This window comes from Brachymonas sp. J145 (assembly GCF_036312245.1).
Lineage (GTDB): Bacteria > Pseudomonadota > Gammaproteobacteria > Burkholderiales > Burkholderiaceae_C > Brachymonas > Brachymonas wangyanguii.
Map to the genome: position 1 here is coordinate 51,562 of NZ_JAZDCI010000009.1, position 21,613 is coordinate 73,174.

The following is a 21,613-nucleotide window of genomic DNA, read 5'->3' on the forward strand; positions in this document are numbered from 1 at the left end:
ATCTCCTGATAATGAAAATAGCGTGATTGATTATGAAGCAAATGGGGTCCCAAGACCCCATTTGCAAGCGATATCAATGTAAATTGTGGTCTATGGACTGCATCAGCACTTGATGCCAACGTGCAGCGCCACGACACCGGCCGTCATGTTGTGGTAGTCCACATGGCCAAAGCCGGCCTGCTTCATCAGCGCCTTGAGTTCTTCCTGGCCCGGGTGCATGCGGATGGATTCCGCCAGGTAGCGGTAGCTTTCCGCATCGCCGGCCACCATGCTACCCATGCGCGGCAACACGTTGAAGCTGTACCAGTCGTAGACTTTTTCCAGCGGCTTGGCCACGCGCGAGAACTCCAGCACCAGCAGCTTGCCGCCCGGCTTGAGCACGCGGTTCATTTCCTTGAGCGCCGCGTCCTTGTGCGTCATGTTGCGCAGGCCAAAAGCCACGCTGACCAGATCGAAATGGCCATCGGGAAACGGCAGCTTCTCTGCATCACACACTACCGTCGGCAGCACCAGACCCTTGTTCAGCAGGCGCTCGCGGCCAGTGCTGAGCATGGCGTAGTTGATATCGGTATGCACCACCTGGCCGGTCTTGCCAACCTTCTTGGCAAAGGCCAGCGACAGGTCACCGGTACCGCCGGCAATGTCGAGCGCGCGATCGCCCTCTTTCAGGTTGGCCACCATCACGGTATAGGCCTTCCAGGCACGGTGCAGTCCACCCGACATCAGGTCGTTCATGATGTCGTACTTGGACGCAACGGAGTCGAACACCCCGCGCACGCGCTTGGCCTTGTCTTGTTCGTCGACGGTCTGGAATCCGAAATGGGTCTGGCTCATGGCTGGCTACTGCAAATGGGGCTCACGGGGAGCGGAACCCCCATTCTAGCCGCCCAGCTCAGTGCTTGCTGCCGCAGCCGCCCGATCCGCAACCGCCACCCTGGCCGGATCGCGCTACCACCTGCTCGTGCGGCAACAGGTCACGCGAAGCGCCCGCCTTGGCCAGACGCTCTTCATAGTCCTGCCACAAGGCCTGCTGCTCGTTGCCGAGCTTGTAGAGGTAATCCCAGGAGTAGATGCCGCTGTCGTGGCCATCACTGAAACGCGGCTGGATCGCGTAGTGCCCGACCGGTGTCAGGTCCACGATCTCGACCAGGCGCTTGCCGGTCTGCAGGACTTCCTGGCCTTCGCCATGGCCCTTGACCTCGGCCGACGGGGAATACACGCGCAGCAATTCAAACGGCAGCAGAAACTGCTTGCCGTCATCAAAACTCACTTCCAGCTGGCGCGATTGGGTATGTACGGTAATGCCGGTGGGATGCGGGGTATCGGGGCTCAGTCCAGCCATGGGTCGTCCTTGTCAGTATCAGCGCCGGTCACTCAGCGCATAGGCAATGGTACCCAGATCGACATACTCCAGCTCGCTGCCTACCGGAACCCCGCGTGACAGTCGGGTCACCTGCACGCCACGCGTCTTCAGCAGCTCAGTCAGCACATGTGCCGTGGCCTCGCCTTCGGCGGTGAAATTGGTCGCCAGGATCACTTCCTTGACCTGGCCCTCTTCCACCCGCTGCAACAGGCGTCCCAGCCCGATATCCTTCGGGCCGATACCGTCCAGCGGACTGAGCTTGCCCATCAGCACGAAATACAGGCCGCGGTAGGCCTGGGTGCGCTCCAGCGCCGACTGGTCTGCCGGCGTTTCGACCACGCACAGCAAGCCCGAATCGCGTGTCGGATCCTGGCAGGTGCTGCAGATCTCCTGCTCGGTGAAGGTATTGCACAAGCGGCAATGGTGCACGCTCTGGCAGGCATGCTGCAGCGCCTGCGCCAGCTGCTCGGCACCGGACCGGTCATGCTGCAGCAGGTGAAAGGCCATGCGCGAGGCCGAACGCACACCCACGCCGGGCAGGCGTCGCAAGGCCTCGATCAGGGCGTCCAGCGCATGGGCCTGGCTCACGGCGCGATCAGAACGGGAACTTCATGCCGGCGGGCATACCCGGCATGCCGGCTGGCATCAGCTTGGACATTTTTTCGGAGCTGACTTCCTCAGCCTTGCGTACGGCAGCGTTGAAGGCGGCGGCAACCAGGTCTTCCAGCATTTCCTTGTCGTCATCCAGCAGGCTGGGATCAATCTCGACGCGCTTGACGTCGTGCTTGCAGGTCATGGTGACCTTGACCAGGCCGGCGCCGGATTCGGCCGTCACTTCGACGTTGGCCAGTTCGTCCTGTGCCTTCTTCAGGTTGTCCTGCATGGCTTGCGCCTGCTTCATCAGGCCGGCGAGTTGTCCTTTGTTGAACATGGTGTTTCCTTTGCTTGTCAGGGTAGCCCTGCGACCAGGGCCGATTCAGGGGATTCGGGATTCAGGCAGCCGGATCAACCGGATCCGCTGCCGCGGTCTCCAGCAGCTGCACGCTGCCGGGCACGATCTGGGCCTCCATCTGCTGCACCATCTGCTGCACGAAGGGGTGGCTGCCGAACAGCTGCTCGGCATGCTGGCGCTGCTCTTCGCGCGTCTGCGTAATGCGCATGGCCGGGCTGTCAACGACACGCCCCAGCACTACTTGCAGCAGCACCGGATATCCGATATCAGCCAGCGCCTGCTCCAGACGCTTGCGGCTGGGCTCATGCTGCAGGGTTTCGGATTCGACACGCAGCGTCCAGAGCGCCTGGCCGCCTTCATTCTGCGCCTGTTCCAGCAACTGCGACTGCAGCAACAGCTCGCGCGTAAAGGCCGTGACCAGGCCCTGCTGCACGATTTGCGTGGCCAGCTGGCTCCACAGATCGCCATACTCGGTCGGCAACAGGCGTCGTGCTTCGACGACCTTCGCCTCATCCGGTACAGCGGGTTCGGCACGCGGCGGCGTCATGCTGCGCACCGGCAGGCGCATCAGGTCTTCAGCAGGCGCTGCGGCTGCAGCCGGCCCGGGCGTCTCTGCCAGGACGGGTGCAACGGGCGCGGGCGCCACGGCCACTGCAGCTTCGGCCTCAGGCATGACCATGTCAACGGCTGACGGAATATCTTCCCAGGGCGGAATGCTGGCCGGTGGAGGCACGGCTACGGGAACTTCTGTCACGGCCGCTTCAACTGCTGGCGTGCCAGCAGCCACAGGCTCGGATGGTACCGGCGCAACAGGCGTTTCTGTCGGCGCCAGGCTTGTCAGCGCCGCAGGCGTTGCAGGGCTGACAACCTCCGCAACTTGGCCAGCTGGCGACGTAACGGCCGAAGGCGGATGATCCTCTGCAGCGGGAGCCAGCGGCGCAGGCTCAGTCGTGTTCAGTGTTTTTTTTTCAGCGCCGGCCGCAGCCACGGGCTGGGCAGACGTCGCCGGCTTGAACGCCAGCAGACGCAGCAGCACCATCACCAGCGCCGCATATTCGTCGGGCGCCAGGCCCAGTTCCTGCCCGCCCTGCAGGCAGATGCTGTACAGCAGCTGGGTTTCGTCTGCCGGCATCAGGCTGGCCAGACGGCGGATCTCTTCTTCGTCCGGATGGGACTGGCCAGCGGCATCGGGCACCATCTGGTACACCGCCATGCGCTGCAGCACCTGTGTCATGTCCTCCAGCGCATGCGCGGCTGAGAGGCCATGCGTCTGCAAGGCCTTGACCAGTTCCAGCAATTGTGCCGGCTGCGCCAGCGCCAGTGCCTCGATCATGCGATGCACATAGCTGGAATCGACACTGCCCAGCATCTGGCGAATGGATTCGGTACGCAGGCCACCCGCACCATCCTGGCCGCTGCTGAAGGCAATCGCCTGATCGGTCAGGGACAGCGCATCGCGCATGGAGCCACGTGCCGCGCGTGACAGCAGGTGCAGCGCACCGGGCTCGGCTGCAATGCCCTCGGAGCCCAGTACATGCTCCAGATGCGTGAAAACGGTTTCCGGCACCATCGGGCGCAGGTTGAACTGCAGGCAGCGGCTCAGCACCGTGACCGGCACCTTTTGCGGATCAGTCGTGGCCAGCACGAACTTGAGGTATTCCGGCGGCTCTTCCAGCGTCTTCAGCATGGCGTTGAAGGCGGTGTTGGTGAGCATGTGCACTTCGTCGATCATGAAGACCTTGAAGCGGCCCTGCACCGGCTTGTAGATCGCCTGTTCGAGCAGGCCCTGCACTTCGTCCACGCCGCGGTTGGACGCCGCGTCCAGTTCGATGTAATCGACAAAGCGGCCGGCATCGATCTCGGTGCAGGCCTGGCAAACGCCACACGGTTCGGCCGTGACCTGGCCGTTGCCATCCGGCCCGGTGCAGTTGAGCGACTTGGCCAGGATGCGCGATACCGTGGTCTTGCCGACACCACGCGTGCCGGTGAACATGTAGGCATGGTGCAGGCGCTGCGTGTTCAGCGCATTGGTCAGCGCCTGCACCACGTGCTCCTGCCCCACCATTTCGAGGAAGCTGCGCGGACGGTATTTGCGGGCGAGGACCAGATAAGACATGGCGCTATTCTACCTGCGACCAGCGCCGCAGGAAGCGATGCAAAGTCGGTAACAAGAATGACACGTTTCCGGATTTCCGGCAAATTTGCATAAAAAAATACCAGCTCCAAACGGAAACTGGTATTTTTGAATGGTGCCGGCTGTCGGATTCGAACTGACGACCTACCGCTTACAAGGCGGGTGCTCTACCAACTGAGCTAAGCCGGCGAAGCCCGCATTATAACCATGGAAATTGCCATTCCAGGGCCAGTAGCGACTTATTTGACAATCCGCAGTCTGCTGCCCGACTTGCCTGCCGGACGCTTGTCGTCAGCCTTGGCTGCCGCCTCGGAAGCAGACTTTTCAAGCACCTGCAAGCCTGTCGCAGGCGTCGCGGTGTCCGCATCGGCATCCACTTCGGCCGCATCCTGGGCGTCAGTCTGCTGCTCTTCCTCCAGCACTTCAAAGCCCATGCCCTGCCCGTTTTCACGAGCATAAATGGCCTGCACCCGATCGACCGGCACGATGATGTCGCGCACCTTGCCGGAAAAACGGGCCTTGAAGCGGATCAGGTCATTGCCCAGACTCAGGCCACCGGTAGCATCCAGGTCCACGTTCAGCACGATCTCGCCGTTCTGCACGAACTCGCGCGGCACGGCCACCGTTTGGTTGACCTTGACCAGCAGATACGGCGTGAATCCATTGTCGGTACACCATTCGTGCCAGGCACGGATCATGTACGGGCGGATGTCGCTAGCTTCAGACATGGGCGTTTCCTGTGGCTCAGCGGCGCATGACCTTTTCGGACGGCGTCAGTGCCTCGATATAGGCCGGACGCGAGAAGATGCGCTCGGCGTACTTCAGCAGCGGCGAAGCATTCTTGCTCAGCTCGATGCCGTAGTAGTCCAGACGCCACAGCAGCGGCGCAATCGCCACGTCCAGCATGGAGAAGTTCTCGCCCAGCATGTACTTGTTCTTCAGGAACACCGGCGCCAACTGCGTCAGTCGGTCGCGGATCTGGCTGCGCGCCTTTTCCAGCGACTTGTCGGTGCTCTTCAACGTGCGGTTTTCCAGTACGGAGACATGTGTGAACAGCTCCTTTTCGAAGTTGAGCAGGAACAGGCGCACACGCGCGCGATCCACCGGGTCACCCGGCATCAGCTGCGGGTGCGGGAAGCGCTCGTCGATGTACTCGTTGATGATGTTCGACTCGTACAGGATCAGGTCACGCTCGACCAGGATCGGCACCTGGCCATAGGGGTTCATGACATTGATGTCTTCCGGCTTGCTGTACAGGTCGACGTCACGGATTTCGAAGTCCATGCCCTTTTCGAACAGAACGAAACGGCAGCGGTGAGAAAACGGGCAAGTCGTTCCCGAATACAAAACCATCATGGCAAAAAACTCCTGTAAGTCAACGCAATGAATACGATGAACAAAAAACCAAAGGAGTGGACTCCCTGAAGGACTGTCCACTCCGCTTGACCCTGTCAGTTCAGGGATAGCTTAGCACGGTGTGCTTAGCGCACTTCTTTCCAGAACGCCTTGTTCAGACGCCAGGTCAGGAAGATACACACTGCCAGGAAGGCCAGCACATAGAAGCCGATGGTCTTGCGCGTCTGTTGCACCGGCTCGGCCATCCACTGCAGGTAGTTGACCAGATCGCCAACGGCCTGGTCAAACAGGGCCGGCTCCATGGTACCCGGCGTCACCTGCTCCCACTTGCCGGTAAAGACCGGGGTTTCAGTGTCGCCTACCTTGTGCATTTCAAACACCGGCTTGCGCTCGCCCTGCAGCTCCCACATGGCGTGCGGCATGGCGACGTTGTTGAACACGACGTTGTTCCAGCCCGTGGGCGCATTGTCGTCACGGTAGAAGCCGCGCAGATAGGTGTACAGATAGTCAGCACCGCTGCCGCCTGCACCGGCGCGGGAACGTGCCACCAGCGTCAGGTCCGGCGGTGCGTTGCCGAACCACTCCTTGCCCTGAGCCTTGCTCATGGCAACCTTCATGCCTTCACCGTACTTCATGTCGGTGAACATCAGGTTTTCCTTGATCTGCTTCTCGGTCAGGCCGATTTCTTCCAGGCGGTTGTAGCGCATGAAAGCAGCAGAGTGGCAGTTCAGGCAGTAGTTGGCAAACAGCTTGACGCCGTTCTGCAGGGACGGCAGGTTGCTGACGTCAACCGGTGCCTTGTCCCAGGCCACACCACCGGCACCTGCCGCCATGGCGTTACCGCCTACCATCAGGCCTGCAGCACACAGCAGACCGGCAATGACTTTCTTCAATTGTTTCATGTTGATATCTCCAGTCCGTGTGCTCAGTGGGGCTTGTAGGTGATGCGTTCCGGCACCGGCTTGAACTGGCCCAGCTTGCTCCACCAGGGCATCAGCAGGAAGAAACCGAAGTAGAACAGCGTACCCAGCTGGGACACACGCTCACCCACCGGGAACGGGGGCAGCACACCCAGGTAGCCCAGCACGATGAAGTTGACCACAAAAATCGCGTACAGCACCTTGTGCCAGGTCGGACGATAACGGATCGACTTGACCGGGCTCTGATCCAGCCAGGGCAGGAAGAACAGGATGATCACGGCGCCACCCATGGCGACCACACCCCAGAACTTGGCGTCCAGGAAGTACATCAGCACACAGGCCACGATGGCAGCCACCAGGACCACGGCCTTGGTGATGCTGGAGAGTTTCATCTTCAGCACGACGAACAAGGCCGCCAGCAGCGCACACGCCATCAGCACATACACCATTTCGGTGGTGATGGCACGCAGCATGGAGTAGAAACTGGTGAAGTACCACACCGGCGCAATGTGCAGCGGAGTGACCATCGGGTCAGCCGGGATGAAGTTGTTGTATTCCAGGAAGTAGCCGCCCATTTCAGGAGCGAAGTACACCACGGCAAAGAACACGAACAGGAACACGCACACGGCAAAGATGTCATGCACGGTGTAGTAGGGATGGAACGGAACGCCATCGGCCGGGGCAGTGGCAGACCACTGGTTGCCCTTCGGGCCTTGCTTGATCTCGATGCCGTCGGGGTTGTTGGAACCCACGTCGTGCAGCGCGAAGATGTGCGCAGCCACCAGGCCAATCAGGACCAGCGGAACGGCAATCACGTGCAGGCTGAAGAAGCGGTTCAGGGTGGCGTCGCTCACCACATAGTCACCACGGATCAGCAGCGCCAGGTCGGGGCCGACCAGCGGGATGGCAGCAAACAGGTTCACGATCACCTGGGCGCCCCAGTAGGACATCTGGCCCCAGGGCAGCAGGTAGCCCATGAAGGCTTCGGCCATCAGCGCCAGGAAGATGCCGCAACCAAACAGCCACACCAGCTCGCGCGGCTTGCGGTAGCTGCCGTACATCATGCCGCGGAACATGTGCAGGTAGACCACCACGAAGAAGGCGGAAGCGCCGGTGGAGTGCATGTAGCGCACCCACCAGCCGGCAGGCACGTCACGCATGATGTATTCGACGGAAGCAAATGCCAGGTTGGCATCGGGCTTGTAGTTCATGACCAGGAAGATGCCGGTCACGATCTGGATGATCAGCACGACCATGGACAGCACGCCGAACACATACCAGAAGTTGAAGTTCTTCGGCGCGTAGTACTCGGACATGTGCACGCGGTAGGCGGAGAACAGCGTCGGGAAACGGTTCTCGAACCAGTTGCCCAGCTTGGCCGTTGCCGGCGCGTTGGGAGAAATTTCTTTGAATTCAGCCATGTTGTTTCACCTCAAGCCTGTTGGGTCTCGCCGATCAGCAGCTGCGTCTCGGACAGGAAGGTATAGGGCGGGATTTCCAGGTTGTCGGGTGCCGGCTTGTTGGCAAACACGCGACCGGCCAGGTCGAAGGTGGAACCGTGGCAGGGGCAGAAGAAGCCACCCGGCCAGTCGTTCGGCAGCGACGGCTGTGCACCCGGCGTGAACTTGCTGCTGGGAGAGCAGCCCAGGTGGGTACAGATGCCAATGGCCACGAAAAACTCCGGATTGGTAGAGCGCCACTGGTTCTTGGCGTAATCCGGGGTGGGAATGTTGTTGCGGTCGGAAGCAGGATCTGCCAGCTGGCCTTCATGGTTTTTCAGGGATTCCAGCATTTCCTGCGTGCGACGCAGGATCCAGATCGGCTTGCCACGCCACTCGACGGTCATCATTTCACCGGGCTGGAGGGCAGAGACGTCGGCCTGGACGGCAGCACCAGCGGCCTTGGCCGCCTCGGAGGGCTGGAAATACCGCACCAAGGGCACTGCAGCAGCGACACCCCCCGCCACACCTGCACAACCGGATGCGATCAGCCAGGTGCGTTTGCTGGCGTCTACTGGTTCTACTGTATTACTCATGGGAATCCTCACGATGCGCTGTTACGCTTGTTCACAACAGGGTTAACTGCCAGATTGTAGCCCAGTGACAGTGTGTTATTCAATGTAAGCGAAGCGTTGCAGGAATTTTATTTGTGCCATACTCGCACACGTTTTTGACCTCCCTCAACCCAAAGAAAGGATAAGCATGGGAATGCTCAAGGAATTCAAGGAATTTGCCACCAAGGGCAATGTGATGGATCTGGCCGTCGGTGTGATCATCGGCGCGGCCTTCGGCAAGATCGTCGATTCGCTGGTAAAGGACATCGTCATGCCGCTGATCGGCGCCGTGATCGGTGATATCGACTTCTCCAACATGTACGTGGTGCTGGGCAATATTCCGGCCGGCGTGGCCAACAACCTGGCAGCGCTGCAGGAAGCCGGCGTGCCGGTGCTGGCCTATGGCAACTTCATCACCATCGTGATCAACTTCCTCCTGCTGGCCTTTGTCATCTTCATGATGATCAAGCAGGTGAACCGCATGCGCAAGCCGGAAGAAGCCGCTCCCGAGGCTCCGGCCGAGGACATCGTGCTGCTGCGCGAAATCCGTGACAGCCTGAAGAAGTAATACCTGCTTCGGTTGCCTGTTCAAGCCCCGCCATGGCGGGGCTTTTTTGTGCCTGCAGCTTCAGTCCATGCTGCCACTGGTCATCCAGCGCGCCATGCGCACGGCCTCCAGCAGGCTGGCGCAGTCGGCGCGCGCCGTGCCGGCCAGATCGAAGGCGGTGCCGTGGTCCGGGCTGGTACGCACCAGCGGCAGCCCCAGCGTGACATTGACGCCCTGCTCCACTCCCAGGTACTTGACCGGAATCAGGCCCTGATCGTGGTACATGGCGATCACCGCATCGCAGAATGGCGGCTCCTGCAGGCTGGCAGCGCGCGCCTGCATGAAGACGGTGTCAGGCGGATACGGGCCATGCACGTCCATGCCCTGCTCCCGCGCTGCCTCGATGGCCGGCAAGATGGCATCGATTTCCTCGCACCCGAACAGCCCGCCTTCGCCGGCATGCGGATTCAGCCCGGCCAGGGCAATCCGCGGCGGGCGCTGCAGCCGGGCACACACGGTGCGCAGCAGGAAATCATGCGTGATGCGGATGGTGTCCAGCACCTGCTGCGCGCTGACCTGCTCGATGGCATCGCGCAGGCTGACATGGATGCTGTTCAGTACGGTGCGCAGCTCATGGTTGGCCAGCATCATGCGCACCGGCATCTGCACAACCGACACGCCGGCATGGCGCGCAGCGCAGGCCTGCAGCAGTTCGGTATGTCCGGGGTAATCCACGCCGGCCAGCGCCAGCGCCTCCTTGTGGATCGGAGCCGTGACCAGGGCGGCGGCGCGGCCATCCAGTGCTGCCTGGGCACCAGCCAGAATGCAGTCGGCCGCCATCCGACCCGCCGCGGCCTGAACCTCGCCAAACACCGGCATGACAGCCGGGCTGTCGCATGCCTGCAACAGCAGCAGCTGACCAGCCTGCCCTGTTTGCTCTGCGGCCTGCTGCCAATCGGCAACAGGTCGTAGTTCCGGCCAGGCCTGATCCGGCAGCTGTTCGCGGCACACCTGCAGGGCGCGCTGCAACACCTGCAGGTCGCCGACGATGCAGACATGGCGCATCAGCTGCGGTTGTTCGGCGCAAGCCTTGATGATGATTTCCGGGCCAATGCCGGCGGGATCGCCCATGCTCAGGGCCAGCAGTTGTGTCGTCATGCCGGATTGTCGATATCGATGTGAATATGTTCCAGCTGGCAGCGGCGGGCGATTTCGGCACCTAGTGCCTGCACGCCGTAGCGCTCCGTCGCATGGTGACCACAGGCCAGGAAGGCGGCTTCGCATTCACGCGCGTAATGCGGTTGCGGCTCGGACATTTCACCGGTGAGGTAGGCATCGGCACCAGCCTCGAGTGCGGCCTCGAACTGGCCCTGGGCACCACCGGTACACCAGGCGATGGTGCGCACCGGACGACCGGCCGGCAAGCCATCAGCCAGTTGCACGGATCGACCCAGCCGCGCACTGACATGATCGGCCAGTGCCTGGGCACTGGCAAACTCGCCCTGCTCCGGCTGGCCGATGCTGATCAGGTTCTGCTCGCCAAACTGGCGCTGCGTGACCAGACCGAGCTGGCGCGCCAGCTGGGCGTTGTTGCCAAGCTCCGGGTGGGCATCGAGTGGCAGGTGATAGGCCAGCAGGTTGATGTCGTGGCCAAGCAGCAGTTTCAGACGCTGGCGCATCCAGCCAGTCACGACGCCAGTCTGGCCACGCCAGAACAGGCCGTGGTGCACCAGGATAGCATCGGCCTGGGCCTCGATGGCGGCCTCGATCAGCGCCCGGCTGGCGGTGACGCCAGTGACCAGCCGCCGCACTTCGGCGCGTCCCTCGACCTGCAGGCCGTTGGGACCGTAGTCCTTGAAATTCCAGGGCTGCAGGATCTGGTCCAGTTCTTGCAGCAAGTCGGATCGCAACATCGCTTGACTCCTGTAATGCCATCGCGCCAGGCGCCTGCCACGGCTGTGCAGGCAATTTCAGCGACAATGTCCGGATGAAAAGATTCTGGTTGCTATTCTCGCAGGTTGTGACGGTTGCGCTGGCCCTGTTCCTGGTGGTGGCGGCCGTGCGCCCAGACTGGGTGTCGCGGACGGGGGATTACAAGAGTGTCACCGTGATCGAGGCGCCGGCACGCGACAAGCCGGTCCCGAGCGCGCAAACCGAAACCCTGCGCACGGCAGCACAGAAAGCTGCGCCCTCTGTCGTCAGCATCCTGACCAACCCCGATGAGCGCCAGGCCGCCCCCAGCCTGTCGGCGCCGGGCGATGGCAACAGCGAGGAAGACCTGTTTTCCGGCGTTGGCAGCGGCGTGATCGTCAGCCCGTCCGGCTATATCCTGACCAACAACCACGTGGTCGAGGGTGCCACCACGATCGAGGTCCTGTTGCACGATGGCCGCCGCACCATGGCACGCATCATCGGCACCGATCCCGATACCGACCTGGCCGTGCTGCAGACCGAGGTCAAGGAGCTGCCGGCGATCACGCTCGGCGATTCGGAAAGCCTGCAGGTGGGCGACCCGGTCCTGGCGATCGGCAACCCGTTTGGTGTCGGCCAGACCGTGACCAGTGGCATCGTCAGTGCCCTGGGCCGCAGCCAGCTGGGCATCAACACCTTCGAAAACTTCATCCAGACCGATGCCGCGATCAATCCGGGCAATTCGGGCGGTGCCCTGGTCGACATCCACGGCAACCTGGTCGGCATCAATACCGCGATCTATTCGCGTACCGGTGGCTATATGGGCATCGGTTTTGCCACGCCAACCAGCACCGCCAAGCATGTGCTAGACAGCATCGTCACCAACGGCCATGTCACTCGCGGCTGGATTGGCGTGGAGCCGAACGACATCACGCCGGAGATCGCCGAAACCTTCAAGGCCAAGGCCAACCAGGGCGTGATCATCACCGGCATCGTGCAGGGAGGTCCGGCCAGCCTGGCACAGATGCGACCGGGCGACATCATCACCGCCGTGAATGGCAAGCCGATCCGCAATGTGCAGGAAGTGCTGTCCGCCGTGGCGGCGCTGACACCCGGCGTGGCCGCCAGCTTTACCGTGCTGCGCGAAGGACAGACCCAGCCGATAGAGCTGGTACCGGCGCAGCGGCCGCGTCCCGAGGCCCAGCAACCGGGCCAACGCTAGGAAGCGGGCAGATCAGGTACGGCGCTGCTGCAGCCGGATGACGGCGATCAGGGCGCACAGCCATTGCGCCACATAGAGGAAAGTGCCCACGCCATGCCACAGCGCCAGGTTTTCGCGCGCCTGGATACGCGGTGCGGCCACCAGCACCAGCAGCATGGTCAGCAGGATGGCCGTAATCAGCACGCCAAAATACAGCATGTTCGGCTTGTGCGCCGGGTCCAGCGCCTTGAGCTGGCCATCGCCTTCGTAACGCGTCATGGCGTAGTCACGCAGGCGCGCGCGGAAAATCACCAGCAGCACGACGATGCTGATGATGGAAACCCAGCCCTGCGCCAGGAACAGCTGGCCGGCCATGTTGCCCGCCACGGCCGTACTCGGCAGGTACTTGAACAGCAGCGGCACGGCCATGAAGCCGATCACCGACATGCTGCCCAGCCAGATGGCTGCCACGATGGTGCTGATCAGGTGCTGGCGTTCTTTCATGGCAGTTCCCGGGATCAGATGTAGCGCACGCCCACGATTTCGTAGGACTTGGTACCGCCCGGTGCCTGCACCACGGCGGTATCGCCCTCTTCCTTGCCGATCAGCGCACGTGCGATCGGGCTGCCGACGTTGATCAGGCCCAGCTTGAGGTCAGCCTCGTCTTCGCCGACGATCTGGTAGGTCACGGCTTCGCCGGACTCTTCCTCTTCCAGGTCGACGGTGGCACCAAACACCACCTTGCCGCCGGCGTCGAGCGCCACCGGATCGATGATCTTGGCGGCGGCCAGCTTGCCTTCGATTTCCTTGATGCGGCCTTCGATAAAGCCCTGGCGATCCTTGGCGGCCTCGTATTCGGCGTTCTCGCTCAGGTCACCCTGGGCGCGCGCCTCGGCGATGGCGTTGATGACTTCGGGACGGTCCTTGGTCTTCAGGCGTTGCAGTTCGGTCTTGAGTTTTTCGGCACCGTTGACGGTGATGGGATAGGTAGTCATGGTCTCGTGTTGTTCTTGCTGTTGACTGGAATCGGTCCAATAAAGCGAAACCGCCGGGTCTTGCGTCCCGGCGGTCATGAATGGGCTCATTATGCCCAAATGGCAGACAAGGTCAAGCGTTGAGGTGCGCGTGCATCTCCTGGACGGAAATCACGCCCAGCTTGTCGACGAACTGCATGCCTTCCACCACGGCTTCGGCTGCCGCAATCGTGGTGTAGGTGGTGACACCGGCGACCAGCGAGCTGGTGCGGATGGCACGGCTATCGGCGATTGCGTTGCGACGCTCTTCCACCGTGTTGATCACCATCACGATCTCGTTGTTCTTGATCATGTCGACGATGTGCGGACGGCCTTCGGCCACCTTGTTGACAGTGGCACAAGGCACGCCGGCATCGCTGATGGCCTTGGCCGTGCCGCGCGTGGCGACCAGCTCGAAGCCCATCTCGACCAGCTGGCTAGCGATCTTGATTGCCGTCGGCTTGTCGCTGTTCTTCACGGTCAGGAACACCTTGCCGGAAGTCGGCAGCTTTTCGCCGGCACCCAGCTGGGCCTTCAGGAAGGCTTCGCCAAAGGTCTTGCCAACGCCCATCACCTCGCCGGTGGACTTCATCTCGGGACCGAGGATGGTGTCCACGCCCGGGAACTTGACGAAGGGGAACACGGCTTCCTTGACACTGAAATACGGCGGCGTGACTTCCTCGCCAACGCCCTGCTGGTCCAGCGTCTGGCCGGCCATGCAGCGCGCGGCCACCTTGGCCAGCTGGATGCCGGTCGCCTTGCTGACGAAGGGCACGGTACGGCTGGCACGCGGGTTGACTTCCAGCACGTAGATCACGTCCTGCTTGCTACCGTCTTCCTGGACTTTTTCCTGGATCGCAAACTGCACGTTCATCAGGCCGACCACGTTCAGGGCCTCGGCCATGGCGCGCGTCTGGCGCTTGATCTCGTCGACCGTGGCCTGGCTCAGGTAGTACGGCGGCAGCGAACAACCGGAGTCACCACTGTGCACGCCAGCCTGCTCGATATGCTCCATCACGCCGCCGATAAAGGTACGGCCGGCGGTATCGCGCACGCAGTCCACGTCGCATTCGATGGCATCGCTCAGGAAACGATCCAGCAGCACCGGGGAATCGTTGCTGACCTTGACCGCTTCGCGCATGTAGCGCTCCAGGTCGCGCTGCTCATGCACGATTTCCATGGCACGGCCACCCAGCACGTAGCTGGGACGCACCACCAGCGGGTAGCCCAGCTCGGTCGCCTTGTCCAGCGCCTCGGCTTCGGTACGCGCCGTGGCGTTCGGCGGCTGCAGCAGGTTCAGTTCATGCAGCAGCTTCTGGAAGCGCTCACGGTCTTCTGCGGCGTCGATCATGTCGGGCGAAGTACCGATGATCGGCACGCCGGCCGCTTCCAGGCCGAGCGCCAGCTTCAGCGGCGTCTGGCCACCGTACTGCACGATCACACCAGTCGGCTTTTCCTTGTCGACAATTTCCAGCACGTCTTCCAGCGTCAGCGGCTCGAAGTACAGACGATCGGAAGTATCGTAGTCGGTGGAGACGGTCTCGGGGTTGCAGTTGACCATGATGGTCTCGTAACCGTCTTCACGCATGGCGAGCGCGGCGTGCACGCAGCAGTAATCGAACTCGATGCCCTGGCCGATGCGGTTGGGGCCACCGCCCAGCACCATGATCTTCTTGTTGCTGGTGGGCTCGGCCTCGCACTCTTCCTCGTAGGTGGAGTACATGTAGGCAGTATCGGTGGCAAACTCGGCGGCGCAGGTGTCCACGCGCTTGTAGACCGGGCGCACGTTCAGTGCCTGGCGCGCTTCGCGCACCGCCTTGTCGGTGGTGTGCAGCAGCTTGGCCAGACGGCGGTCGCTGAAGCCCTTCTGCTTGAGCATGCGGAACGTGTCGGCACCAATGGCGGCCAGCGCGGCTTCGCCCTTTTCTTCGTAGAGCTTGTCAATCGCCAGTTCGATCTTGACGATTTCCTCGATCTGCACCAGGAACCAGACATCGATCTTGGTCAGCTGGTGCACTTCTTCCACGGTCCAGCCGGCGGCAAAGGCGTCGCCCACGTACCAGATGCGCTCGGGACCGGGCTCGCCCAGTTCCTTTTCCAGGATCTCGCGGTCCTGGGTCTTTTCGTTCATGCCGTCAACGCCGACTTCCAGGCCACGCAGGGCTTTCTGGAACGACTCCTGGAAGGTGCGGCCGATGGCCATCACTTCGCCCACGGACTTCATCTGCGTGGTCAGGCGGTTATCGGCAGCCGGGAATTTCTCGAAAGCAAAACGCGGGATCTTGGTGACCACGTAGTCAATCGTCGGCTCGAAGCTGGCCGGCGTGGCGCCGCCAGTAATCTCGTTGCGCAGCTCGTCCAGCGTGTAACCCACAGCCAGCTTGGCGGCAATCTTGGCGATCGGGAAGCCGGTCGCCTTGGAAGCCAGTGCCGAGGAACGCGACACACGCGGGTTCATCTCGATCACGATCATGCGGCCATCCTTCGGGTTGACCGCGAACTGCACGTTGGAACCGCCGGTATCGACGCCAATCTCGCGCAGCACGGCGAGCGAGGCGTTGCGCATCAGCTGGTATTCCTTGTCGGTCAGCGTCTGTGCCGGTGCCACGGTGATCGAGTCACCAGTGTGCACGCCCATCGGGTCCAAGTTCTCGATCGAGCAGACGATGATGCAGTTGTCCGCCTTGTCGCGCACCACTTCCATCTCGTACTCTTTCCAGCCCAGCAACGATTCCTCGATCAGCAGCTCGTTGGTCGGGGAAGCTTCCAGGCCGCGCTTGCAGATGGTCTCGAACTCTTCCGCGTTATAGGCGATGCCGCCACCAGTACCACCCAGCGTGAAGCTCGGGCGAATGATGGTCGGGAAGCCGACACTCTTTTGCACGTCCCAGGCTTCGGCCATGGTGTGGGCGATGCCGGAACGGGCCGAACCCAGACCGATGCGGGTCATGGCGTCCTTGAACTTCTGGCGATCCTCGGCCTTGTCGATGGCTTCGGGCGATGCGCCGATCAACTCGACGCGGTACTTGTTGAGCACGCCGTTGCGCCACAGGTCCAGCGCGCAGTTCAGCGCGGTCTGGCCACCCATGGTCGGCAGGATCGCGTCGGGGCGCTCCTTGGCGATGATCTTCTCGACCGTCTTCCAGTTGATCGGCTCGATGTAGGTGACATCGGCCGTGGCCGGGTCGGTCATGATCGTGGCCGGGTTGCTGTTGATCAGGATGACCTTGTAACCCTCGTCGCGCAGCGCCTTGCAGGCCTGCACGCCGGAATAGTCGAATTCACAGGCCTGGCCGATGATGATGGGGCCGGCACCGATGATGAGAATGCTCTTGATGTCTGAACGTTTTGGCATGGTATTTCGAATGAAGTGCGTTCTGTGGATGCCCGCCGCGCCTTGTGGGCGCACGCGGGCAGCGCTGGCGTAATCAGGCCTTGGCTTCGCGCATCAGCTGGATGAAGCGATCGAACAGGTAGTCGATGTCGTGCGGGCCGCAGGAGGCTTCCGGGTGGCCCTGGAAGCTGAAGGCCGGCTGGTCGGTGCGGGCAATACCCTGCAGCGTGCCATCGAACAGGCTCTGGTGCGTGACGCGCAGATTGGCCGGCAGGTTGTCGCCGTCCACGGCAAAGCCATGGTTCTGGCTGGTGATGCTGACGCGACCGTTGTCCAGGTCCTTGACCGGATGGTTGCCACCGTGGTGGCCAAACTTCATCTTGTAGGTCGTGGCACCGCTGGCCAGTGCCAGCAGCTGGTGGCCCAGGCAGATGCCGAAGGTCGGCTTGCCACTGTCAACGATCTCGCTGATCGCCTTGATGGCGTAATCGCAAGGCTGCGGATCGCCAGGGCCGTTGCTCAGGAACACGCCGTCCGGGTTCATCGCCAGCACCTCGGCCGCCGGTGTCTGCGCCGGCACCACGGTCAGCTTGCAGCCAAGGCCGGCCAGCATGCGCAGGATGTTGTGCTTGACGCCATAGTCATAGGCGACGACATGGAACTCGGGTTCTTCCAGGTTGCCGTAACCCTCGCCCAGCACCCACTCGGTCTGGGTCCAGGTGTAGGGCTGGGTGCAGGTCACCACCTGGGCCAGATCCTGGCCAGCCATGGACGGTGCGGCCTTGGCAGCGGCGATGGCCTGGTCAATTTCCTGCTGCGTCGGCGCACGCGCGCTGTCGAGCGCCATGATGCAGCCGTTCTGCGATCCGTGGTCACGCAGGTGGCGCGTCAGGCGGCGCGTATCGATACCGGCAATGGCCACCGTGTCGTGGCTCTGCAGGTATTCCTGCAGGGTAGCGGTGCTGCGGAAGTTGGAGGCGACCAGCGGCAGGTCACGGATCACCAGGCCGGCGGCGAACAGGTCGCGCGACTCGACGTCTTCCGGGTTGGTGCCGTAGTTGCCAATGTGGGGATAGGTCAGCGTGACGATCTGGCGGGCATAGCTGGCATCGGTCAGGATTTCCTGGTAACCGGTCATGGAGGTGTTGAAAACCACCTCGCCAGTGGTGATGCCGGCAGCACCGATGGACTGGCCAATGAAGACCGAGCCGTCGGCCAGGGTGAGGATAGCGGTGGGAAAGGGTGCCTGCTGGGACAAGAGCACGTGGTTCTCCGATAGAAGAGGATGCGGGGTCGACAAAATGGACGGTCGCCAGGCAGACGCAAGAACCACCATGCCCTGGGTAGAGGGTGCATGGCTCAGCACCGAATTAGCATGAGAACTTGAATCGCGGCAGGCGCCGGGTGTGCTGTGAAGCCCCTCATTATATCCGAGCAGCATTGCAAGCGTATGGATTTCCCTGATGAAAACCCGGTCAGCGTGCAATGGAACTGGCGTAAAGGCAGATGGCGGCAGCACTCGCCACGTTGAGCGACTCTTCGCCGCCCGGCTGGGCAATACGCAACAGCAGGCTGGCACGATCAACCAGGCCCTGCTGCACGCCCTGCCCTTCATGCCCCATGACCCAGGCGCATGGGCGCGGCAACGCTGCCTCATGCAGCAGTTGTGCGCCTTGCAAATGGGTGACCAGCAGCGGTACCTGCAACGCGTCAAGGTCATCCAGCGACAGGCCTTCATGCAGCTGCAGGCCAAAGTGGGCCCCCATGCCGGCACGCAGCACCTTGGGCGACCACAGCGCGGCCGTGCCCTTGAGTGCCAGTATCTGGCGAAAGCCCATGGCACTGGCAGTACGCAAGATGGAACCGACATTGCCGGCATCCTGTACCCGGTCCAGCACGATGCTGTCCTGCTGCGGCTGCAACACTGCCTGCTGATCCGACCACGGCAGCAGGAAGCCCATGCTAGCCGGCGATTCCAGCGTGCTGGCCTGGACAAACAGCGCATCATCAAGCACCGCCAGACGTTCGGCACCGGCATACCAGCTGGCCGGAACCTGCCCCCAGGCGCGTTCACTGATGACCGCCCATTGTGGTCGCACCCCGCGCTCCAGGGCGGCGCGGCAGAGGTGATCGCCTTCGACCCAGATCTGGCCCTGGCGTCGGTAGGCACCCGGATCCTGCGCCAGCTTGCGCAACAGCTTGGCCAGCGCGTTATCACGGCTGGCAATGAAGACCGGCTTCAGCGGACTGCTCATGCGCTCTGCCCACAGTCTGCGCGCAGCAAGGCCTGCGCCACAGGCGCGAAGCTGCGACGATGCTGCATCGTGGCACCCAGGCTGCGCAGCGCCTGCAGGTGCTCGGCCGTGCCATAGCCCTTGTGGCGGGCAAAACCGTAGCCGGGATAGCTGGCATCCACCTCCAGGCACCAGCGGTCACGCGTGACCTTGGCCAGGATCGAGGCGGCAGAAATCGCGGCCACCTTGGCATCGCCTTGCACGATGGCTTCGGCGCGCACCTGCAGCGTCGGCAGGCGATTGCCATCGACCAGCACCTTGGCTGGCTTCAGCCGCAAGCCTTCCACGGCCCGGCGCATCGCCAGCATGGTGGCGTGCAGGATATTGAGTTGATCGATTTCCTCCACGCTGGCCTGGGCGATGCTGCAGCACAAGGCCTTGGCCAGGATCTCCTCGTACACCAATTCACGGCGACGCGCCGTCAGCTTCTTGGAATCAGCCAGACCGGCAATCGGCTGGCGCTCGTCCAGGATCACGGCCGCCGCCACCACCGGGCCGGCCAGCGGGCCACGGCCGGCCTCGTCAACGCCAGCCAGCAATCCCGGACTGTCCCAGGGCAAGGAAGCCTGTTCAGCGTGCAAGGACCTGGGCGATGGCATCGGTGGCAAGTGCAGCCGTATCACGGCGCAGCAGAAGATGGAGATCGGTAAAGCGCTGCTGTAGCGCGGCAACACGCGCCGGCTGATCCAGCCAGTCGGTCACGGCAGCAGCCAGTGCCTGCGGCGTGGCCTGGTCCTGCAGGATTTCCGGCACGACAAAGTCCTGGCACAGGATGTTGGGCAGTCCCACCCAGGGCTGCAGCTGCTTGCGCTGCATCAGCCGGTAGGACCAGTCAGCCATGGCATAGGAAATCACCATCGGGCGCTTGAACAACGCAGCCTCCAGCGTGGCGGTACCGCTGGCGATCAAGGTGACATCACAGGCCGCCAGTGCCGCATGCGATTGTCCCTGTAGCAGCTGGATCTTGCCGGCCAGGCCAGCCTGGGCGATCTGCTGTTGCAGCCGCTCGTATTGCGCCGGCACCGCCGGCAGGATGCAGCGCAGGCCCGGACGCTGCTCCAGCAGCAGGCGCGCCGCCTGCAGAAAGCGTGGCGCCAGATGGCGCACTTCGGAACCGCGACTGCCAGGCAGCAGCGCCACCACTTCGCCCGCCTCGGGCAGGCCCAGCGCCTGGCGTGCCGCGATACGATCCGGTTCCAGCGGCAGCACCGCGGCCAGCGGATGGCCGACATAGGTACTCGGAATGCCATGCTGCTGCAACAGCTCCGGCTCGAACGGAAACAGGCACAGCACATGATCGGCGCTGCGCCGGATCTGGTGTACACGCTCGGCGCGCCAGGCCCAGATCGAGGGGCAGACAAAGTGCACGGTCGGTACGCCCTTCTCGCGCAGGGCTTGCTCCAGACCCAGATTGAAATCAGGCGCATCCACGCCGACAAACACATCGGGCCGATCGCGAAGCAGGCGTTCACGCAGCTGATTGCGGATTTTCCAGATGCCGTAAACCTTGCTCAGCACTTCCAGGCTGTAGCCGTGCACGGCCAGCGCCTCGCTCGGCCAGTGCGCGACAAAACCCTGCTCCTGCATGCGCGGGCCGCCAATGCCATCGGATTGCAGCTGCGGCCAGCGCTGGCGCGCACCTTCCAGCAGCAGACCGGCGAGCAAGTCGCCGGATGCTTCGCCAGCCACCATGGCCATGCGCAGGGAATCGCCCGCCATCCGCTCGTGCTCCAGCTGCCGGAATCAGCGCGTGATGCCGCGCGTGGAGCCTTGCAGAAAGGCCTGCATCATCGCCACGTCTTCGCGCGCTTCGGGGTGTTCAGCCGCCAGCGCATCAATGGCGTCACGCGCCTGTTCCAGCGTCAGGCCGTTGCGATAGATCTGGCGGTACATGGCCTTGACCGCGGCAATGCGTTCCGGGCCGAAGCCGCGACGACGCAGGCCTTCAATATTGAAGCCGCGCGCCGAGGGCGGATTGCCATCGGCCATGATGAAGGGTGGCACATCCTGGTTGATCGCCGAGGCAAAACCGATCATGGCGTGTGCGCCGATCTTGACGAACTGGTGCACGCCGGTCAGGCCGCCGATGATGACCCAGTCGCCCACATGCACGTGGCCGGCCAGCGTGGCGTTGTTGGCCAGAATGGTCTTATTGGCCAGCTGCACATCGTGCGCGATATGCACATAGGCCATGATCCAGTTGTCATCGCCGATGCGGGTCACGCCGGCATCCTGCGCCGTGCCGGTGTTGAAGGTGCAGTACTCACGCACCGTGTTGCGGTGGCCAATCTCCAAGCGCGTCGGTTCGCCGGCGTATTTCTTGTCCTGCGGCGGGCCGCCAATCGTGCTGTGCGGATGGAAGACGTTGTCTTCACCAATCGTGGTGTGACCGTCGATCACGCAATGGGCACCAATGCGGCTACGGGCACCAATCTGCACATGCGGACCCACCGTGGCAAACGGACCCACCTCGACATCGGCGGCCAGTTGCGCAGCGGGATCGATCAGGGCGGTGGGATGGATCAGTGCCATGGT

22 protein-coding genes and 1 tRNA gene are annotated in these 21,613 nt (G+C 62.6%); 2 read left to right on the forward strand and 21 right to left on the reverse strand.

All coding sequences use genetic code 11. The features are described 5' to 3' along the window. Positions 1 to 102: 102 nt before the first annotated feature. The 11 genes from ubiE to petA all read right to left on the reverse strand — a co-directional run bounded on the left by ubiE (position 103) and on the right by petA (position 8,760). The gene (gene ubiE, locus V1261_RS08895) at positions 103 to 834 is read right to left on the reverse strand and encodes a bifunctional demethylmenaquinone methyltransferase/2-methoxy-6-polyprenyl-1,4-benzoquinol methylase UbiE (protein ID WP_329771380.1); all 732 of its coding nucleotides are present in this window, start codon (positions 832 to 834) and stop codon (positions 103 to 105) included. A 58-nt stretch (positions 835 to 892) separates the two neighbouring features. Further along, entirely contained in the window at positions 893 to 1,342 is a 450-nt protein-coding gene (locus V1261_RS08900; RefSeq protein WP_329771381.1) for a gamma-butyrobetaine hydroxylase family protein, read from the reverse strand. An 18-nt stretch (positions 1,343 to 1,360) separates the two neighbouring features. After that, positions 1,361 to 1,951: a recombination mediator RecR gene (gene recR, locus V1261_RS08905; protein ID WP_329771382.1), complete on the reverse strand. Its 591-nt coding sequence runs from the start codon at positions 1,949 to 1,951 to the stop codon at positions 1,361 to 1,363. Between the two features lie 7 nt (positions 1,952 to 1,958). After that, positions 1,959 to 2,294 (reverse strand): YbaB/EbfC family nucleoid-associated protein, encoded by a 336-nt coding sequence (locus V1261_RS08910; RefSeq protein ID WP_329771383.1) that lies wholly within the window; start codon positions 2,292 to 2,294, stop codon positions 1,959 to 1,961. 61 nt (positions 2,295 to 2,355) lie between these two features. Next, positions 2,356 to 4,431 carry a DNA polymerase III subunit gamma/tau gene (dnaX, locus tag V1261_RS08915; RefSeq protein WP_329771384.1) on the reverse strand — a complete coding sequence of 692 codons (2,076 nt, stop codon included), beginning with the start codon at positions 4,429 to 4,431 and terminating at the stop codon, positions 2,356 to 2,358. A 131-nt stretch (positions 4,432 to 4,562) separates the two neighbouring features. Next, positions 4,563 to 4,638, reverse strand: a tRNA-Thr gene (locus V1261_RS08920). 50 nt (positions 4,639 to 4,688) lie between these two features. Then, positions 4,689 to 5,177 carry a ClpXP protease specificity-enhancing factor gene (locus V1261_RS08925; RefSeq protein ID WP_329771385.1) on the reverse strand — a complete coding sequence of 163 codons (489 nt, stop codon included), beginning with the start codon at positions 5,175 to 5,177 and terminating at the stop codon, positions 4,689 to 4,691. A gap of 16 nt (positions 5,178 to 5,193) precedes the next feature. Beyond that, positions 5,194 to 5,805: a glutathione S-transferase N-terminal domain-containing protein gene (locus tag V1261_RS08930; RefSeq protein ID WP_329771386.1), complete on the reverse strand. Its 612-nt coding sequence runs from the start codon at positions 5,803 to 5,805 to the stop codon at positions 5,194 to 5,196. A gap of 125 nt (positions 5,806 to 5,930) precedes the next feature. Continuing rightward, on the reverse strand, positions 5,931 to 6,698 hold the full coding sequence (locus V1261_RS08935) for a cytochrome c1 (RefSeq protein ID WP_329771432.1): 768 nt from the start codon (positions 6,696 to 6,698) through the stop codon (positions 5,931 to 5,933). Between the two features lie 32 nt (positions 6,699 to 6,730). Then, positions 6,731 to 8,146 carry a cytochrome b gene (locus tag V1261_RS08940; RefSeq protein ID WP_329771387.1) on the reverse strand — a complete coding sequence of 472 codons (1,416 nt, stop codon included), beginning with the start codon at positions 8,144 to 8,146 and terminating at the stop codon, positions 6,731 to 6,733. 11 nt (positions 8,147 to 8,157) lie between these two features. Continuing rightward, a complete protein-coding gene (petA, locus tag V1261_RS08945; protein WP_329771388.1) occupies positions 8,158 to 8,760 on the reverse strand; it encodes a ubiquinol-cytochrome c reductase iron-sulfur subunit in 603 nt (200 codons plus the stop codon). A gap of 166 nt (positions 8,761 to 8,926) precedes the next feature. Here petA and mscL point away from each other — a divergent pair, with 166 nt between their 5' ends. After that, positions 8,927 to 9,346, forward strand: a complete 420-nt coding sequence (gene mscL, locus V1261_RS08950) for a large conductance mechanosensitive channel protein MscL (protein ID WP_329771389.1) — start codon at positions 8,927 to 8,929, stop codon at positions 9,344 to 9,346. 60 nt (positions 9,347 to 9,406) lie between these two features. Here the strand turns inward: mscL and pdxA are convergent, their stop codons facing one another. Further along, positions 9,407 to 10,483, reverse strand: coding sequence for a 4-hydroxythreonine-4-phosphate dehydrogenase PdxA (pdxA, locus tag V1261_RS08955; protein ID WP_329771390.1), 1,077 nt, complete (start codon positions 10,481 to 10,483; stop codon positions 9,407 to 9,409). Further along, positions 10,480 to 11,238: a Nif3-like dinuclear metal center hexameric protein gene (locus V1261_RS08960; protein ID WP_329771391.1), complete on the reverse strand. Its 759-nt coding sequence runs from the start codon at positions 11,236 to 11,238 to the stop codon at positions 10,480 to 10,482. Before V1261_RS08960 ends, pdxA begins: the two co-directional genes overlap by 4 nt. Before the next feature lie 74 nt (positions 11,239 to 11,312). Between V1261_RS08960 and V1261_RS08965 the strand changes: the two genes are divergently transcribed. Then, positions 11,313 to 12,458: a S1C family serine protease gene (locus V1261_RS08965; protein ID WP_329771392.1), complete on the forward strand. Its 1,146-nt coding sequence runs from the start codon at positions 11,313 to 11,315 to the stop codon at positions 12,456 to 12,458. A gap of 12 nt (positions 12,459 to 12,470) precedes the next feature. Here the strand turns inward: V1261_RS08965 and V1261_RS08970 are convergent, their stop codons facing one another. The 8 genes from V1261_RS08970 to lpxA all read right to left on the reverse strand — a co-directional run bounded on the left by V1261_RS08970 (position 12,471) and on the right by lpxA (position 21,610). Then, positions 12,471 to 12,941, reverse strand: a complete 471-nt coding sequence (locus tag V1261_RS08970) for a DUF4149 domain-containing protein (protein WP_329771393.1) — start codon at positions 12,939 to 12,941, stop codon at positions 12,471 to 12,473. 14 nt (positions 12,942 to 12,955) lie between these two features. Beyond that, the gene (gene greA, locus V1261_RS08975; protein ID WP_329771394.1) at positions 12,956 to 13,432 is read right to left on the reverse strand and encodes a transcription elongation factor GreA; all 477 of its coding nucleotides are present in this window, start codon (positions 13,430 to 13,432) and stop codon (positions 12,956 to 12,958) included. 112 nt (positions 13,433 to 13,544) lie between these two features. Continuing rightward, positions 13,545 to 16,805 carry a carbamoyl-phosphate synthase large subunit gene (gene carB / locus V1261_RS08980; RefSeq protein ID WP_329771395.1) on the reverse strand — a complete coding sequence of 1,087 codons (3,261 nt, stop codon included), beginning with the start codon at positions 16,803 to 16,805 and terminating at the stop codon, positions 13,545 to 13,547. Between the two features lie 73 nt (positions 16,806 to 16,878). Next, the gene (carA, locus tag V1261_RS08985; RefSeq protein WP_329771396.1) at positions 16,879 to 18,048 is read right to left on the reverse strand and encodes a glutamine-hydrolyzing carbamoyl-phosphate synthase small subunit; all 1,170 of its coding nucleotides are present in this window, start codon (positions 18,046 to 18,048) and stop codon (positions 16,879 to 16,881) included. A 211-nt stretch (positions 18,049 to 18,259) separates the two neighbouring features. After that, entirely contained in the window at positions 18,260 to 19,039 is a 780-nt protein-coding gene (locus tag V1261_RS08990) for a TrmH family RNA methyltransferase (protein ID WP_329771397.1), read from the reverse strand. Then, positions 19,036 to 19,677 carry a ribonuclease HII gene (rnhB, locus tag V1261_RS08995; protein WP_329771398.1) on the reverse strand — a complete coding sequence of 214 codons (642 nt, stop codon included), beginning with the start codon at positions 19,675 to 19,677 and terminating at the stop codon, positions 19,036 to 19,038. Before rnhB ends, V1261_RS08990 begins: the two co-directional genes overlap by 4 nt. Next, on the reverse strand, positions 19,649 to 20,797 hold the full coding sequence (gene lpxB / locus V1261_RS09000; RefSeq protein ID WP_329771399.1) for a lipid-A-disaccharide synthase: 1,149 nt from the start codon (positions 20,795 to 20,797) through the stop codon (positions 19,649 to 19,651). The genes rnhB and lpxB overlap by 29 nt, the downstream gene beginning before the upstream one ends. Before the next feature lie 24 nt (positions 20,798 to 20,821). Next, positions 20,822 to 21,610 carry an acyl-ACP--UDP-N-acetylglucosamine O-acyltransferase gene (lpxA, locus tag V1261_RS09005; protein WP_329771400.1) on the reverse strand — a complete coding sequence of 263 codons (789 nt, stop codon included), beginning with the start codon at positions 21,608 to 21,610 and terminating at the stop codon, positions 20,822 to 20,824. Positions 21,611 to 21,613 lie beyond the last annotated feature (3 nt).